The organism is Pseudonocardia sp. GCM10023141 (assembly GCF_042653605.1).
The window spans coordinates 51,525-65,325 of sequence record NZ_JBHSIR010000087.1 but is presented as its reverse complement, the minus strand read 5'-3'; the positions used below and the strand labels follow the sequence as shown (position 1 = coordinate 65,325).

Genomic DNA, 13,801 nt, shown 5'->3' with positions numbered 1-13,801 from the left:
GTTGACTGACATACCCGAGGTGCTGTTCGTCTGCGTGCACAACGCCGGCCGGTCCCAGATGGCCGCCGCGCTGCTGCACCACCACGCACGCGGCGCCGTCCGCGTCACCTCGGCCGGCTCCGAACCCGCCGACCAGATCAACCCCGCCGTCCGCCAGGTCATGACCGAGATCGGCATCGACCTCGACGGCGAGACCCCCAAGAAACTCACCACCGACGCCGTGCACACCGCCGATGTCGTCATCACCATGGGCTGCGGCGACGCCTGCCCCGTCTATCCCGGCAAGCGCTACCTCGACTGGGAACTCACCGACCCCGCAGGGAAGCCGCCCGCCGACGTCCGCTCGATCCGCGACGACATCGACGCCCGCGTCCGCGGCCTGCTCGCTGAGCTGACCGGCCAGCCCGAAACGGCGGCCGGAAAGTGACCGACACCGCGCTAGCCCTGCCCGCGGTGCTGTTCGTGTGCGTGCGCAACGACGGCAAGTCCCAGATGGCCGCCGGCCTGATGCGCCACGCCGCCCCTGGCGGATCGCAACAATGTGCCCGGCGCGTTGCTCTACGTGGGGATCAGCGAGCAGCTGCTGTTCGTGGCACTACCCGTGCCCGCGACACCCGCGCATCAGATGGCACGGCAGTCCCAACCCCGTACCTGCCGGTCAGCTCCGGCCTGCGCGCGGTCGTCCGGCGGCGTCCTGACGGTCAGCTGGTCATCAGCCGAAGGGTGGGGCGCAGCCCGGTCTTCGTCGAGCACTGGGCCGACGGCGACCTCCTCCTACCCGCCCCCGGACAGCCCGCCGCCGACGTAGTGCTGATCGACGTCAAGACCATCACCACAGCAAGCGACCCCGACCGTGTCGGCCGCTGGCTCTGGCGGCTGCTCAGCTACGCCTGGCTCGACACCACCGACCAGTACCGCATCCGCGCCGCCGGGCTCTACCTCGCCCGCCACGGCGCCCTCATCACCTGGCCGATCTGCCACCTCGCCAACGCCCTTCTCACCAGCCCCGACGGGCCGCCCAACGACGGGCACGCCGTCGCCTCCACAGCCGCGGAGTTCCGCCGGCTCGCCGAGCGCGTCATCGCCGACGAGACCGGGCACCCGCCCGCACGCGCCCCGCGTTGACACCTACGCGTCAACGCAACCGGCGGTTCACCCCGCCATTCCCAGCTGCCATCACCGACGCATCGCCTCCGGCTGCGACCCCGCCGGAGCCGCTCGGCGGCCAAAGGAACGTCACTCTCGCCGCCAACCGCTGGCTCATAGCCGTCGTCCCACCGGCGAGATCACTCTCGACGGCCCCGCGCGCCGCCTGGCCAGAATCACCGCGTGCCGACCCGGCCCGCGGCCTCCACCTCCGCCTTGATCCGGTCGACCTCCTGCTGCGACTCCCGCTTCACCTGGGCCTTGACCATCGGCGTCAGGACGCGCCACGGCCCGCGCAGGTACCCGGTGCCGGTCGAGGTGAGGCGGGTTCCGCCGGGGACCGGCTCGAGCCGCAGCTCCCCGGCGCAGTCCAGGACCTTCGAGGCGAGGGTGAATGCGAGTGCCCGTCCGGGCTCGAACCCGGTGATCCGGCACCTGCCCTCGACCGTCGCCGGACCCATCCGCATGGTCTGGGTGTACTCGGTGCCGACGCGCACCGCACCGGGTGTCGTGACAGTTGCGTGAAGCACGTTGGCCTGCCACTCGGACAAGTGGGTGAGGTCGGCGAGGTAGGCGAAGACCTCGTCCGCGGGCCGGTGGATCGTGGCCTCAGCCGCCATCTTGATCATTGCGGGGCTCCTTCTGCTCTGTGGTCGGCCTACGGCTGGAGGGTGTTGATGCCGGGGGTCTGGTCGGCGCGGGTGAACTCGACGAACTCGGCGTCGTCGTCGATGTGCACGTTGTGGCCGGGGCGGATGTGGTAGGCCTGCCCGGCGGCGAGCGTCTCGGTCTGCCCGTCGGTATAGCGGATCGTGACGCTGCCCCGGAGCGTGTAGCCCCAGTGGTCCTCCTGGCAGGCACCGCCGGGGAGGCCGGCGAACATCTCGGCCGTGTCCAGCCCGGCGTGCCACCGCTCCAGAGCGATGATCATCCCGCCGGCCTCGGCACGGTGCTGCTGGCCGACCCCGTCGAGGTCGATGGCGAGGTCGGTGTTCTCGCGGGTGAAGGTACCCATGTCGTTGCTCCCGATTCGGGGACCGCCGCTCGGTCCGTACGGCGAAGGTAGGCCTTGAACTCGAATGCAAGGTCAAGCCTTGACCCCGAACCCGGGTGCAGGGTTTACCGTTCCGAGATGCGGATCTCCGAACTCGCCGATCGGGTCGGGGTGCCCACCTCGACCGTGCGGTACTACAAGCGGGTAGGCCTGCTGACCCTGCCCACGCGATCCGGGTCGGGCTACCGGGACTACGACGAGGACGACGCCACCCGCCTGCTCTTCGTCGCCCGGGCGCGGCGGATGGGCCTGAGCTGCGAACAGATCAGCGCCCTGCTACCGATCTGGGACGGCGGCGCCAACTGCGGCGCGGCACGCGAGCGCGTGAGCCGGCTGATCAGCCAGAAGCGTTCCGAGATCGCCGGCCGGATCGCCGAGCTCGAGCAGTTCGCCAGCCAGCTCGACCAGTTGCGCACCACACTGCAGGACTCACCCGCACCCCCCGGATGCCGCACCGACCTGTCCTGCTGCGTACCGAAGTCCACCACAGCCCCGATCGCGATCGAGCTAATCCCCCACCTAACCCGCCGGGACACGGTCGATCTCGGCCGTCCGGCGGACTGAGTGCACGACGGGCGCGGATCAGCCGGCCGCGGCGCGGGGATCGGCACGGTGACGGTGCTCACGGCATGGTGTTCTCCCTCTCGGTCGGGTGGGTCCAACTGGCGGGATCTCCGCTCGGTCGAGCGGGTCGTCGGTTGTCAGACGCCCTGCAGCTGGATCCGCTCGATCGTCCGGCCGTCCGGGTTCGCCGGTGACCGCGAAGTTGGCGTGATCGCGCAGCTTCGGGCCCGTTGGAAGGGCCGATGGTGTCCATGTCCATGTCGCCGCCGCTCCGGCACCCCCGCCGGGCGCCTCGCTCCTACTGACGACGGTAGTGCCTGAAGGACGCACCGTGCGGGCGTGTGAGGAGTACGGCGCCCTGCGACGCAGGATCTACACCGCCCGCTATCTCGCCGACCCCGCCTACCGGCGCATGATCTCCCGGCAGCTCAACAAGGGCGAGTCGCTGCACGCGCTGAAACGCGACCTGCTCTACGCCCACGAGGGTGCCGTCCGCGCGCGGCACCTCGATGCCCAGACCGAGCAGGCGTGGTGCCTGACCCTGGTCACCAACGCGGTGGTGGCGTGGACGACGGAGTACTACGGCCTGGCCGTGGAGTCGATGCGCACGGCTGGGCGGCGGATCGACGACGAGGTCCTGGGCCACATCTCCCCGGCGCACAGCGAGAACATCAACTTCTTCGGCGCCATCGACGTCGACATCGAAGGTGAGCTCGCCCAGCTCGGCCCCACCGGCTACCGGCCGCTGCGGATGCGCGACACCCTCTTCTGAGCTGAGGCGACGACGCCACACCGGGTACCGCTCAGGGCGCGGCGGTGCCCGCACGGGCGGGGACGAGCCGAGGGACGAGGCGCACGTAAACCACCATGCCGAGCATTTCGACCAGGGTCTGGGCGACGACGACGGCCGCGGCGAGAGACAGCCGGTCGGGCAAGGCGAGGGCCAGGGGCAGCACGACCAGGGAGTTGCGAGTGGCGCCGGTGAACACCACCGCCCGCGCGGCGGGGACGTCGAGACGGAACATCCGCGCCACCGCCCATCCGGCGAGCGCCATGACTACCAGGAACGCGACGTAGAAGGGGATGACGGCGGCCACGTCGGCGCGGTTGCCGCCCAGCTTCGGGACCTGGGACGCCACGACGATCAGGAGGGTGGCGGCCATCAACGGCACCATCGTGGTGTTCGCCGCGGCGGACATCGTGCGCCCGGCGGCGGCGCGGGCGGCCCAGGCCTGGGTGGCCCAGGCCAGGGCGAGCGGGATCACGATCAGCCCGACGAACGCCTCGACGAATGGGCCGATCTCGACGATGTCAGCCAGCTCGGAGCCCATGAACAGGTAGAGGAACAGCGGTAGCAGCAGCATCTGCGCGACCAGCAGCAGCGGGGTGGCGGCCAGCAGGCGCCGGTAGCTGCCCCCGGCCAGGCCGCTGAACACGATCACGTAGTCCACGCACGGGCACAGCAGTACCAGCAGCACCCCGATCCGAATGGCTTGCTCGGCGGGCAGGAACACGAACATCGCCGCGACGACCAGCGGCACCACGACGAAGTTGACCACCAGCGTCGCGGACAGGAACCGGCCGTCCCGCAGTGAGCGGAGGAGTTCGGCGGCGGGGACCTGGAGGAACGTCACGTACAGCAGGGCGCCCAGCACCGGGTTGATGGCGTGCTCCAGGCCCGGCCCCGCCGCCGGCCACGCCCAGCCGAGCAGGCCCCCGGCCGCCATAGCCGCGAGATAGACCGCGACCTGGTGCTGTTCCATCCGCTCGACCAGGCCCGGCGGTTGCTGCGCCACTCCCAAGAACTCCTGTCCGTTCGTGTCCGCGGCCGTTGTCGCGGGTCACCATCCTCACAGGACGCAGCCGATCCGCCCGTCGCGCCGCCGGTTCGATCAGCCGCCGGTGCGGGGCGGGGCGGGGCGTGCTCGCCGGTGTCCGCACCGACGGTGGTCAGTCCTAACTCGACCGGGCCGGTGTCAGCGGCACACGCCGAGACCCGGCTGCGTCGGCGAACCACGACGATCGCCCCGACGGCGGCCGCGGCGAGCAGCGCCAGCGCGGGAACCCAGATCGCCCCCACCGCCGACGCCACACCGAGGCCACCGAGCAACGCCAGCAGCGGTCCGGCGCAGCACACCGCGCACGCCGCGACCACAGCGGCGGCGCCGAACCGGGTCCACGGGCGAGCCGGACGAGGAATCGGTGTGGTCATGCGTTCGCCCCGAACAGGTCCGCGAGCAGTGGTTCGGCAGCGTCGGGGGCGCGCACGGTCAGCTCCAACGCGGTCGGTGTCAGGTGCAGGGTGAAGTCGAAGAACGCGCAGCAGTCCTGTTCGGCCGCGGCCAGCGCGGCGACCTCGGCGGCCAGCTCCGGTGTCGCCGGGAACGTCAGCTCGATCCCGTCGGCGGTGTCGCGGCGGCCGGTGGCGTGGCGGGTGACCCGTTGCCATTGCACGGTCCGCTGCCCAAGCTGGGCGCCGTCGAGCGTGCACGCCACCGGCGCCTCCCGCCACGGCTCTGCCGGTGTGGCCTCGGCGCGGGCGGGCGAGAGCGTCAGGGGAACCGGGCCGGGCGCGGCGCTGGTCGTGCATCCGCAGTCCGGGCCGCAGGCCCCGGCGGGAGCCGGTTGCGACAACCGCTCGTGCACGCCGGCGAGCCGGGCGGAGAACGCGGCGAGTTCGGCCCGGCGGCGATCGGCGTCGGCGATGCGGTCGGCGACCAGCGGCCGCATCCGCTCCCGCACCGCCGCGCACACCCCCTGCTCCCACACCCCGAGCAGGTCCCGGATCTCCTCCAACGGGAGTCCGAGCACCTTCGCCGAGGAGATGAACGCCAGCCGCGCCACCGCGTCCTCGCCGTAGACCCGGTAGCCGGAGTCGGCGCGCTCGGCCGGCAACAGCCCGGCTGTCTCGTAGAACCGCAGCGTCGTCGCCGGGACACCGGTCCGGGTCGCGAGCTGGGAGATCCGCAAACTGGTCACACCCCGAACATAAACCTTCGACCCGACTCGAAGGTCAAGCCCAAACTCGAGGCGGCGCAGGCTCCTCACAGCGGGATCCGGATCCCATCGGGGCCCCGCCAGGCGACGTGACAGCCACCGAGAACGGGCCTGCCACTCGCACGGGAACGGCTCAGCCGAGCATCGTCCGCCGCAGCCGCAGGCAGCCTGCCACGACCGGAATGCTGAACCCGAGCCGGATGATGCTCGCCGTGACAGCGAGGACCGCGATCGTCGTGGAAGCGACCGGGCCGGCGGCGGCTACCCGGGCGAGCATGAACAGGTCGCCGAGGACAGCGACCACGACCACGATCAGCGCGCCGGCCACGATCTGTCCCGGCGGGAGCGGCAGCCACCGGCTGCCCCGGCCGGTGCCGGCGAGCACCAGGACCCCGACGACGCACGCGAGCCCGATCACAGGTGCTGGCGGTATCGCCCCCCACAACGCGGCAGGTCCGTGGCGCCACCATCCCGCGGGCGCCAGCGTCAGCAACCACAACATCCCGACCAGCGGCCCGCTACCCAAATAGGCGGCCACCGTGCGACGAGCCCGGGAGCCGGCGAGCTCGCCGACGAACCCGGACGCCATCACAGAGGGTGCACCGAACTCGGCCAACGCTGCCCGCACCGCCGCCGCCGGATGCTCGCCGTGCCGGACCCGGGTCGCGATCGCGTCGTGCAGGCCGTCACGCAATTCGTCGAGAATCGCGGCCCGCGCCGCGCGTGGCCCGACCAGTCCCGCCCCCACCGCGTCGAGGTAGCGCTCGACCTCGAACTCGACTACGTCACGACCGGCCATGATCGCCTCGCCAGCAGCGCCGACACCGCGATGGAGAACTCCGCCCAGCCGGCGCGCGTCGTATCCAACGCCGCGACCCCCGCCGTGGTGAGTTCGTAGCTGCGCCGCCGCCGCCCCGACGCCAATGACCACTGGCTTCGCACCAACCCGGCGCGCTCCAACCGATGCAGCGCCGGATACACCGTGCCGGTCGGCAGATCGATCCGCCCGCCACTACCCGTCCGCAGCACCTCGATCACGCCGTATCCATGCAGCGGCCCCGGCTCCAACGCAGCAAGCAGCAGCCCGTCCAGATGCCCCTTCAACGCCTCCGCCCGCATACGTAGCAACGCTACTCCTTTGTGGTGATCCAGTCGCAGATCCGACCGTCTCGCCGGCTAACAGCAGTAGCGTTACTACCTATAGCGTCGCTACCCCAGGAGGCAAGCCGTGGACCCTGCCGCCGCCCTGGCCCTGACGATCGCCGTACACGTCGGGTGTGGCGGGATCGCGGTGGCCTGCGGGGCAGCGGCGATGCTGACCCGCAAGGGCAGCCACCGACACCGTCGCTTCGGCCGGGTCTACCTCGCCGCACTGACCGGACTCGGCCTGACCGCACCGATCCTGGCCGCGGTCGACTGGGCACATCGATGGCACCTGGCCGTCCTCGGCACGCTCGCCCTCGGCTCGGCCGCCACCGGTTTCGCCGCTATCAGGCTCCTACGCCCGGCCCGGGTCGCGGTCCACATCACCGGCATGAGCACCGCCTACATCGTCATGCTCACCGCGTTCTACGTCGACAACGGACCCCGGCTACCGCTGTGGAACCAACTCCCGGTCCTGGTCTTGTGGTTGCTCCCGGCCGCCGTCGGAGCCCCAGTGCTCATCCGGGCGCTGCGCCGCCACCGCAGGCCCCACCCCGCCGCAGTCGATCCTGGTCACAGCCCTTGACCCGGTACCCAGGTACAGGGTTCATGCTGGTCGGGTGAGGACGAGTGAGGTGGCGGCCAGGGCGCGGGTGAATCCGCAGACTCTGCGGTACTACGAACGGCGTGGGTTGCTGCCGGAACCGACCCGGTCGGCATCGGGCTACCGGACCTACGGCCCGCCGGCAGTGCAGATCGTGCGGTTCATCAAACGAGCCCAAGAACTCGGCTTCGCCCTCGATGTCGTCGAGTCGCTGCTGGAGCTGGCCAAGGGCGGCCCCGAGGGTTGCGACGCGACGCGGGAGTTGGCGACCGCCAAGATCGTCGAGCTGGACGCGCGGATCGCGGACCTCCAGCAGATGCGCACCTCGCTGGCCCGGCTGGTCCAAACGTGCGAGCGGCCGCGGCACCGACGGGAATGCCCGATCCTCGCCGAGATCAGCACCGAACCCGAGGACCCGTCATGACCTTTCCCGTTCCCGGGCAGCCACTGCGCTTCGAGTCGCTATGCGACATCGAGCAGGGGGTCGGCGCCCGCCTCGCCACCCTGTCCGGCGAGGTGCGGGCTCTGCACCGGGAGATTCTGCTGGCATTCCTGACGACCGGACAGCCACCACATCGCAACGATCTCCCGCCGACTGACGGGCTCGACCGCGGCGACGCGTTCGCGCAGCTCACTGGCCTCGACATCGTGCAGCTGGACGCCGACGGGTACGTGGTGGTGGCCTACCCGTTCTCCGGCCGACCGACCGGGCACACCGCGCAACTCGATAGCCCCGACAACGGCACCGCACCGGTGCTGCAGGCGATGTGCGCGATCGATGCGCTGGGCATCCCCCTGATGACCGGCCTCGACGGGGAGATCAGCTCCTCCGACCCCGACGACCAGCAACCGATCCGCGTCGAGCGCCGCGGCGACACCTGGACGTGGACACCGCCGGACGCAGCAGTGCTGCTCGCGCAGAGCAGTGGCTGCGGCTCGGCCGCCGACCTCCTGTGCCCGACAGTCACCTTCCACACCAGCCACCAGAGCGCCGAGGAGCACCTACGGACCCGACCCGACCTGACCGGAGTCGTGCTCGAGCAGACCCACGCCCTCACGGTCGCCCGGCAGTCCTTCGGAACCCTCCTGCACCCAGACCCCGACACCGCGACGACTCCACCGCAGACGGAGCTGCGATCATGACCGCACCTGGCGTGAGGGTGGAGATGCTGCACACCGAGGGCTGCCCGAACGCCGCGGACTACCTGCCCCGGCTGCGCCAGCTCGCGATCACCGCCGGTGTCACAGAACCGGTGCGACTACACCTCATCACCGATGCCGAGCACGCACAGCGCGAGCGGTTCCTCGGCTCCCCCACCATCCGCGTCGACGGCCACGACGTCGATCCAGGCGCGGCGGCACGCCGGGACTACGGGCTGAGCTGCCGCCTCTACGCCGGCCCCGACGGACTGCGCGGGGCCCCGCTGGATGAGTGGGTGCAGGCCATGCTGCAAGCGGACACCAGCGAAGGCGCGGACATCAACCAGGAACCGAACAGTGAGGGGCGCACCTGATGGGCTCCATCGACCTCCCGGAACGGCGCCGCCTTCTCAGCGCCGGGACGCAGCTGATCGAGGTGCGGCCCGCCGCCGAGGACGCCGAGATGCATCGGCCAGGCGCGGTGAACATCCCGCTCACGACCCTCGACGCTCCCACCACCGCTAGTCTCGACCGGGACCGGCCGGCCCACCCCGCCGACCTGCACCGACATGCGATCGGTCGATTCGCCCGGAGGTGAGCGATGAGCGCCCAAGCCCACCACGAACCGACGGCCGCCCCGACATGCTGGTGCTGCGGAAAGGCATTCCCTGAACACGAGCTGACCCGTCTGGGGGCACATCCCGAGGTCGGGGTCTGTCTGGGCTGCGCGATCTATCTCAAGCGACGGGCAACCGTGCAGCGCGACGAGCATCACCCCACTCCGGCGAGCCGGCTACGCGGCGGCATCGACACCGCCCGCAACGCGGTGATCAGGCGAGGCTGGCACGAACGCGGCCCGCTCGCAGCGCTGCTGCGCCGCATCGACCGCTTCCTGCCCTAACAGCACCACTGCATCGCACTCTCGACCGGCTCAGGTCGCTGGCTGCCGATCGACCGACCCACTCGATGCACTGGCATGCGCCTGGTGACCCTGACCTGGTCCACCATCGGCCTGCCGACACGAACCCCGGAGATCACCAGGAACGCAACCCGTTCATGGTGACCGCGACCAGTCGGTGCACAGACGCGGCAGACGGCAGGCTGCCCGCACCGCCGAGGGCATGCAGGCAGTACGTTGCGAGCTCGTCGGGCGCGACATCATCGCGGAGTTTGCCGGTGCGCGCTGCGTCGGCCAGCAGGTTTCGCACGAACTCGTGAAGCTCCTGCTGGGCACGGACGACGTGCTCGCTCCGATGCAGGAACGCCCCCACGTCACCCCCGTGGCGCCCGTGGGAGATGAACGCGAACGCCGTCAGGACCGCTTCGAGGCGCTCGCCGGCGTCAGCTCTCTGATCCCTGACCTCGACGAGATGGTCGAGGTGGCTGGCGACCTGGCGCTCGTGCCACGCGAGCAGGATCGCGTCGACATCGGGGAAGTACTTGTACAGCGTCGCCCGCCCGATGCCGGTCCGCGCCGCGATCTGGGACATGGTCACCGACGCCACACCGTGCTCGGCCACCAGCGCCGCCGTGGCGTCCAGCGTCGCATCCCGCACCGCGCGCCGGTGCGTCTCGATCGTGTCGCTCCACAACCGCGGCATCCCACGAACATACACGATGACAAGTTAACGACGAGATGTATTGACACAGACATACTGTCTCGTAAACTCAGGCCTCAATCAGCCGCGCCGCTCGAGCGGAGTGTGACGACCCCGGAGGACCCCATGTCTGACCCACCACCCGATCCAGCCGCCCTGTCCGACGAAGGAGGACCGCGCCCCGGCCCCCGGCCGACCACTGGCGCGCCGCGCTGGGTGAAGGTGTCGGTGATCGTCGTCATCGTCCTGATCGTGGTGTTCGCGATCGTCCAGCTCACCGGGTTGGGCGGCAGCCACGGACCCGGGCGGCATCTCTCGTCCGGCAGCCCAGGTGACACCGTGCTGCTGCCGGACGTCGCCGCGGACGCCGATCGGGGTGGCGGTCCCACGCGGCTCCGGGTCGCCCTCTGATGAGGATCATGAATGGTCGCCTCCGAAAGTTCGTGCTCACCACACACATCGCCTGCTCGGTGGGTTGGCTCGGTGCCGTCGCGGCGTCGCTCGCGCTCGCTGTTGCCGGCCTGATCAGCTCTGACCCGGCGGTGGTGCGGGCGGTGTATCTGACGATGGAGCTGATGGGCTGGACGGTGCTGGTGCCGTTGAGCCTCGCGTCGCTGCTCACCGGGCTGGTTCAGGCACTGGGCAGCAGATGGGGACTGCTCAGGCACTACTGGGTCGTGGCGAAGCTGCTGCTCAACCTCGTCGCGATCACCGTCCTGCTGCTCTACATGCAGACGCTGGGCGTCCTCGCCGACACGGCGACACAGGGGGGATCCGGCAGTGACCTCGGCGAGTTGCAGAACCCCTCCCCCGTGGTCCACGGCGGCGCCGCGGTGCTACTGCTGCTCGTCGCGACCGGTTTGTCGGTGTACAAGCCAACAGGCATGACTCGATACGGGCAGCGCAAGCAGCAGGAGCAACGGCCCCAGCCCCGGCAGCACGAGCAGCCGGTTGCATCGGCGGCAACGGAGCCTTGAGCACTCAGCCGCTGCGGTCGCTGGGCACTGCTTCCGGGAGAATGGGCCGGTCGGTGCGGAAGATCCGTAGAAGCGGGACGGTGACGATCACGCTGCCCAGGATCGCCACGCTGCGACAGGCGATGCCCACGAACGTGATCCCCAGCGGCGAGATGGGCACCAGGGTGAGCCCGACGACCATCGCACCGCTCACGCCTGCACCTAGACCGCGACACCACCATCGGGAGCTGCGGTCGTGACCGCGCGGCGCCTGGTGGTGGAGATGCTGCATCGCCCAGTGGGATCGGGTCGCATGCCCCGAGCAGCCGCTTCGACCGGGGGCGCGCGGTCGTCGAGGCCTACGCTGACCCAGCCGTCAGTGTGACGGGCGGACAGCCTTGATCATCATCATGATGATCAACAGCCCGGCCAGCATGATCCCCGCGGCGACCAGGAAGCCAAGCGACCAGCCCTGGGTGATCACCAGCGGTGTCGGGCGGCGCCCGCCAGAGTCAGGCCTGCGGTGCGGGTGGTGTGCTCACTGCGGTGCCGCTGCGCACCGGTCTCACCCCTACCTACAGATCAGAGACGTTCCGATCGCGGTGATGTCCGCCTGGCAGGAATGATCAGCCTCCTGTTGTCAGGTTCGGTTCGTCGACGAAACGACCGTGATCGGATCGTCGACACCACCTGAACCCGCTGGAAGTCCGATGGATGGCAGACATTCACCGGCTCATCGTGCTCACAGATGCTTGAGCAACAGGCCCATCTCGGCGATCTCCGCCTGCTAGGCGGTGATGATGTTCTGAGCCACCTCTTGGCCTCGGCATCGGAGCCGCTCGTGACCTCGGTCTGCGACATCGTGATTGCACCGCGATGGTGCTCGGTCATCATCTCGAGGAACATCCGGTCGAACGCGGCGCCGCTCGCCTGCATCAGCTGCTGCATCTGCTCAGCCGTTTGGCCGCAGGCGGCGTTGCGCTCTGTCTCGCCCACGCCAACACCTGGAAGGTCAACGGGCGACCGGCGATCGAGTTGTTCATCCGCCGGTTCGACGAGGTCGCGGTCACCGCCGAGGAGATCATCCTGCTGGGCGTGCTCACCGGATCGTGCGAGGGCGCGCAACGTGCCGGATCAGGAATCCATTGGGGTGGGGGCGATGTAGCGGGTGTCAGACCAGGCGGCGCCGGCCCCCGAGTCCCCGATCCGATAGACCTGCACCGCCGAGACCACGGCGAGCACGATCGTGAGCGCAGCGATGGCCCCGGCCACCATCCGCGGAGGCGCCGTGGCAGTCACGGTGCCCGGCCCGCGTGCTCCCCTGCCCACGCTGGCGAGCCGGTGGATTGCCATGAAAGCGGCGAGTGACACCAGCAAACCGGCCACGAAGATCAGCAGCTGGCCGCCGAGGCGGGCGTGCGCCTCGATCAGAAGGGTGCGGGGCAGGCGATGTTCCAGGGCGTCACCGGAGGACGTCGCAACCGGGATGCACACCGTGGCAACCGCAGCGACCGCGACGACGAGCCAGCCGTAGCGACGGCGCGCCGCGGGCCAGAGCACGACCGCGATCGATCCGAGCACCGCGAGCGGGACAAGCACCACGACCGCGTGCACGACGAGTACGTGTAGCGGAAGTCCGTCGATCAAGGCTGGCATCCAGCTCCCTCGGTTCGGCCCGGCGGCTCGACATCACGTGACGAGGAGGCCCCCGTCGACGATCACATCGAGGGCGGTGAGGGCGGTGTTACCGGCTGGACCCGCGAGGAGAACGCGCAGTGGTTGGCCGACACGGTCGTCGACCTGTGCCGCCCTACGGGTCCGGCCGGGTGATCATTTCCAGGCCGTGCTGCCACGGGACGGCCCGGCGGTGCCGACCTGCATTCCGACGCGCTGCTGGCGCTCGTCGTCGACGCAGGAACGGCCCAGCGAGCATCCCTTGCCCGCGCCGTCGTCGCCGTGGCCCAGGAACGCCAGATCCCGCTCGCCCACGCCGCGCAGTTCTCCTCCGAACCCGGGTGCGGGGTCACCGCCGCCGTCGATGGCCGGGCCAACCTCGACATCGCCGCCATTGTGATCACCCCCTTTGATCATCTGGGACATTGGCTGGGAACTGCCGCTGCCCCTGGGCGTGCCGGGCAGCTCCACCGTCATCGTCGGGCTCAACAGGCGACGACTGCCGCACGCCACCGCCTGGCGCCGCACACGCCCCGGCAGCCAGGCAGGTGACGCAGACATGAGCCGCAAGAGGACCGCGACGCCCGCCGCCCCGTCCCCCACCGACCGAACCGCTCCAAAGCACGGACGGCCGTGTCGTTGAGTGGTTGGGCCGTCACCGCGATGAAGTCGATGTCGATGACGGTCGACCCCGACGGGCCGCCGCGCGCGATGCCACGACCGGTCCGGAAGTCGCCACGGGCTACCGACCCAGCGAGGTAGAAGCCTTCGAGCAGGCCAGGCTCCGCTGCATCCACCGCGTGCAGGTAGGCGGTGGCCGCGTCGTTCACCAACGATGGCAGGACCAGGTCGCCCTCGCCTGAGCCGCTGCACGGCTGGTCGGGATGGCGGACCGGTCCGCGCCTCGGCGACGAGAACCGGTCCA

The 13,801-nt window shown here is 70.3% G+C and carries 21 protein-coding genes and 1 pseudogene; 11 read left to right on the top strand and 11 right to left on the bottom strand.

The window, feature by feature from the left end; all coding sequences use genetic code 11:
* The first annotated feature begins 1 nt into the window (after nt 1).
* Nucleotides 2–427: an arsenate reductase ArsC gene (locus ACFPFQ_RS46930; RefSeq protein WP_379629805.1), complete on the top strand. Its 426-nt coding sequence runs from the start codon at nt 2–4 to the stop codon at nt 425–427.
* A gap of 296 nt (nt 428–723) precedes the next feature.
* Nucleotides 724–1,125, top strand: coding sequence for a hypothetical protein (locus ACFPFQ_RS46925; RefSeq protein WP_379629804.1), 402 nt, complete (start codon nt 724–726; stop codon nt 1,123–1,125).
* 197 nt (nt 1,126–1,322) lie between these two features.
* Here the strand turns inward: ACFPFQ_RS46925 and ACFPFQ_RS46920 are convergent, their stop codons facing one another.
* The gene (locus tag ACFPFQ_RS46920; RefSeq protein ID WP_379629803.1) at nt 1,323–1,775 is read right to left on the bottom strand and encodes an SRPBCC family protein; all 453 of its coding nucleotides are present in this window, start codon (nt 1,773–1,775) and stop codon (nt 1,323–1,325) included.
* A gap of 29 nt (nt 1,776–1,804) precedes the next feature.
* Nucleotides 1,805–2,161, bottom strand: a complete 357-nt coding sequence (locus tag ACFPFQ_RS46915) for a hypothetical protein (RefSeq protein WP_379629802.1) — start codon at nt 2,159–2,161, stop codon at nt 1,805–1,807.
* A gap of 117 nt (nt 2,162–2,278) precedes the next feature.
* Between ACFPFQ_RS46915 and ACFPFQ_RS46910 the strand changes: the two genes are divergently transcribed.
* Both ACFPFQ_RS46910 and ACFPFQ_RS46905 read left to right on the top strand, forming a co-directional pair.
* On the top strand, nt 2,279–2,764 hold the full coding sequence (locus ACFPFQ_RS46910; protein ID WP_379629801.1) for a MerR family transcriptional regulator: 486 nt from the start codon (nt 2,279–2,281) through the stop codon (nt 2,762–2,764).
* Between the two features lie 337 nt (nt 2,765–3,101).
* Nucleotides 3,102–3,536 (top strand): annotated as a pseudogene (locus ACFPFQ_RS46905) (Tn3 family transposase); the annotation flags it as partial.
* 31 nt (nt 3,537–3,567) lie between these two features.
* On the opposite strand, the gene ACFPFQ_RS46900 reads toward ACFPFQ_RS46905, so the two are convergent.
* From ACFPFQ_RS46900 to ACFPFQ_RS46885, 4 genes are all read right to left on the bottom strand, one after another.
* Complete coding sequence (locus tag ACFPFQ_RS46900) at nt 3,568–4,527, bottom strand: arsenic resistance protein (protein ID WP_379629975.1); 960 nt, start codon at nt 4,525–4,527, stop codon at nt 3,568–3,570.
* Between the two features lie 445 nt (nt 4,528–4,972).
* On the bottom strand, nt 4,973–5,743 hold the full coding sequence (locus ACFPFQ_RS46895) for a MerR family transcriptional regulator (RefSeq protein WP_379629800.1): 771 nt from the start codon (nt 5,741–5,743) through the stop codon (nt 4,973–4,975).
* Nucleotides 5,744–5,894: 151 nt separating this feature from the next.
* The gene (locus ACFPFQ_RS46890; protein ID WP_379629799.1) at nt 5,895–6,560 is read right to left on the bottom strand and encodes a permease prefix domain 1-containing protein; all 666 of its coding nucleotides are present in this window, start codon (nt 6,558–6,560) and stop codon (nt 5,895–5,897) included.
* Complete coding sequence (locus tag ACFPFQ_RS46885) at nt 6,542–6,880, bottom strand: PadR family transcriptional regulator (protein ID WP_379629798.1); 339 nt, start codon at nt 6,878–6,880, stop codon at nt 6,542–6,544. Before ACFPFQ_RS46885 ends, ACFPFQ_RS46890 begins: the two co-directional genes overlap by 19 nt.
* A gap of 109 nt (nt 6,881–6,989) precedes the next feature.
* On the opposite strand from ACFPFQ_RS46885, the gene ACFPFQ_RS46880 reads away from it, so the two are divergent.
* The 5 genes from ACFPFQ_RS46880 to ACFPFQ_RS46860 all read left to right on the top strand — a co-directional run bounded on the left by ACFPFQ_RS46880 (nt 6,990) and on the right by ACFPFQ_RS46860 (nt 9,549).
* Nucleotides 6,990–7,490, top strand: coding sequence for a DUF2306 domain-containing protein (locus tag ACFPFQ_RS46880; protein ID WP_379629797.1), 501 nt, complete (start codon nt 6,990–6,992; stop codon nt 7,488–7,490).
* Nucleotides 7,491–7,524: 34 nt separating this feature from the next.
* Nucleotides 7,525–7,932 (top strand): MerR family DNA-binding protein, encoded by a 408-nt coding sequence (locus tag ACFPFQ_RS46875; RefSeq protein WP_379629796.1) that lies wholly within the window; start codon nt 7,525–7,527, stop codon nt 7,930–7,932.
* Nucleotides 7,929–8,651: an organomercurial lyase gene (gene merB / locus ACFPFQ_RS46870; RefSeq protein ID WP_379629795.1), complete on the top strand. Its 723-nt coding sequence runs from the start codon at nt 7,929–7,931 to the stop codon at nt 8,649–8,651. The genes ACFPFQ_RS46875 and merB overlap by 4 nt, the downstream gene beginning before the upstream one ends.
* The gene (locus ACFPFQ_RS46865) at nt 8,648–9,022 is read left to right on the top strand and encodes a thioredoxin family protein (RefSeq protein WP_379629794.1); all 375 of its coding nucleotides are present in this window, start codon (nt 8,648–8,650) and stop codon (nt 9,020–9,022) included. The genes merB and ACFPFQ_RS46865 overlap by 4 nt, the downstream gene beginning before the upstream one ends.
* A 227-nt stretch (nt 9,023–9,249) precedes the next feature.
* A complete protein-coding gene (locus tag ACFPFQ_RS46860) occupies nt 9,250–9,549 on the top strand; it encodes a hypothetical protein (RefSeq protein ID WP_379629793.1) in 300 nt (99 codons plus the stop codon).
* 133 nt (nt 9,550–9,682) lie between these two features.
* Here ACFPFQ_RS46860 and ACFPFQ_RS46855 read toward each other — a convergent pair whose 3' ends face one another.
* Nucleotides 9,683–10,249 carry a TetR/AcrR family transcriptional regulator gene (locus ACFPFQ_RS46855; protein WP_379629792.1) on the bottom strand — a complete coding sequence of 189 codons (567 nt, stop codon included), beginning with the start codon at nt 10,247–10,249 and terminating at the stop codon, nt 9,683–9,685.
* Between the two features lie 123 nt (nt 10,250–10,372).
* On the opposite strand from ACFPFQ_RS46855, the gene ACFPFQ_RS46850 reads away from it, so the two are divergent.
* Together ACFPFQ_RS46850 and ACFPFQ_RS46845 are read left to right on the top strand one after the other, a co-directional pair.
* On the top strand, nt 10,373–10,657 hold the full coding sequence (locus ACFPFQ_RS46850) for a hypothetical protein (protein WP_379629791.1): 285 nt from the start codon (nt 10,373–10,375) through the stop codon (nt 10,655–10,657).
* A gap of 8 nt (nt 10,658–10,665) precedes the next feature.
* The gene (locus ACFPFQ_RS46845) at nt 10,666–11,223 is read left to right on the top strand and encodes a DUF2269 domain-containing protein (protein WP_379629790.1); all 558 of its coding nucleotides are present in this window, start codon (nt 10,666–10,668) and stop codon (nt 11,221–11,223) included.
* Nucleotides 11,224–11,227: 4 nt separating this feature from the next.
* Here ACFPFQ_RS46845 and ACFPFQ_RS46840 read toward each other — a convergent pair whose 3' ends face one another.
* The 4 genes from ACFPFQ_RS46840 to ACFPFQ_RS46825 all read right to left on the bottom strand — a co-directional run bounded on the left by ACFPFQ_RS46840 (nt 11,228) and on the right by ACFPFQ_RS46825 (nt 13,353).
* Complete coding sequence (locus ACFPFQ_RS46840; protein WP_379629789.1) at nt 11,228–11,416, bottom strand: hypothetical protein; 189 nt, start codon at nt 11,414–11,416, stop codon at nt 11,228–11,230.
* A 368-nt stretch (nt 11,417–11,784) separates the two neighbouring features.
* On the bottom strand, nt 11,785–12,327 hold the full coding sequence (locus ACFPFQ_RS46835) for a DUF305 domain-containing protein (RefSeq protein WP_379629788.1): 543 nt from the start codon (nt 12,325–12,327) through the stop codon (nt 11,785–11,787).
* A gap of 9 nt (nt 12,328–12,336) precedes the next feature.
* Nucleotides 12,337–12,858 (bottom strand): DUF2231 domain-containing protein, encoded by a 522-nt coding sequence (locus ACFPFQ_RS46830; RefSeq protein WP_379629787.1) that lies wholly within the window; start codon nt 12,856–12,858, stop codon nt 12,337–12,339.
* Between the two features lie 174 nt (nt 12,859–13,032).
* Nucleotides 13,033–13,353, bottom strand: a complete 321-nt coding sequence (locus ACFPFQ_RS46825) for a hypothetical protein (protein ID WP_379629786.1) — start codon at nt 13,351–13,353, stop codon at nt 13,033–13,035.
* Nucleotides 13,354–13,801: the final 448 nt, after the last annotated feature.

Bases quoted from the DNA above. Each gene is read 5' to 3' on its own strand.
- ACFPFQ_RS46900 (WP_379629975.1), bottom strand. From the start codon at position 4,527: ATGGAACAGCACCAGGTCGCGGTCTATCTCGCGGCTATGGCGGCCGGG.
- ACFPFQ_RS46920 (WP_379629803.1), bottom strand. From the start codon at position 1,775: ATGATCAAGATGGCGGCTGAGGCCACGATCCACCGGCCCGCGGACGAG.
- ACFPFQ_RS46825 (WP_379629786.1), bottom strand. From the start codon at position 13,353: ATGACGGTGGAGCTGCCCGGCACGCCCAGGGGCAGCGGCAGTTCCCAG.
- merB (WP_379629795.1), top strand. From the start codon at position 7,929: ATGACCTTTCCCGTTCCCGGGCAGCCACTGCGCTTCGAGTCGCTATGC.
- ACFPFQ_RS46865 (WP_379629794.1), top strand. From the start codon at position 8,648: ATGACCGCACCTGGCGTGAGGGTGGAGATGCTGCACACCGAGGGCTGC.
- ACFPFQ_RS46885 (WP_379629798.1), bottom strand. From the start codon at position 6,880: ATGCGGGCGGAGGCGTTGAAGGGGCATCTGGACGGGCTGCTGCTTGCT.
- ACFPFQ_RS46855 (WP_379629792.1), bottom strand. From the start codon at position 10,249: ATGCCGCGGTTGTGGAGCGACACGATCGAGACGCACCGGCGCGCGGTG.
- ACFPFQ_RS46860 (WP_379629793.1), top strand. From the start codon at position 9,250: ATGAGCGCCCAAGCCCACCACGAACCGACGGCCGCCCCGACATGCTGG.
- ACFPFQ_RS46830 (WP_379629787.1), bottom strand. From the start codon at position 12,858: ATGCCAGCCTTGATCGACGGACTTCCGCTACACGTACTCGTCGTGCAC.
- ACFPFQ_RS46890 (WP_379629799.1), bottom strand. From the start codon at position 6,560: ATGGCCGGTCGTGACGTAGTCGAGTTCGAGGTCGAGCGCTACCTCGAC.
- ACFPFQ_RS46910 (WP_379629801.1), top strand. From the start codon at position 2,279: ATGCGGATCTCCGAACTCGCCGATCGGGTCGGGGTGCCCACCTCGACC.
- ACFPFQ_RS46850 (WP_379629791.1), top strand. From the start codon at position 10,373: ATGTCTGACCCACCACCCGATCCAGCCGCCCTGTCCGACGAAGGAGGA.
- ACFPFQ_RS46915 (WP_379629802.1), bottom strand. From the start codon at position 2,161: ATGGGTACCTTCACCCGCGAGAACACCGACCTCGCCATCGACCTCGAC.
- ACFPFQ_RS46845 (WP_379629790.1), top strand. From the start codon at position 10,666: ATGAATGGTCGCCTCCGAAAGTTCGTGCTCACCACACACATCGCCTGC.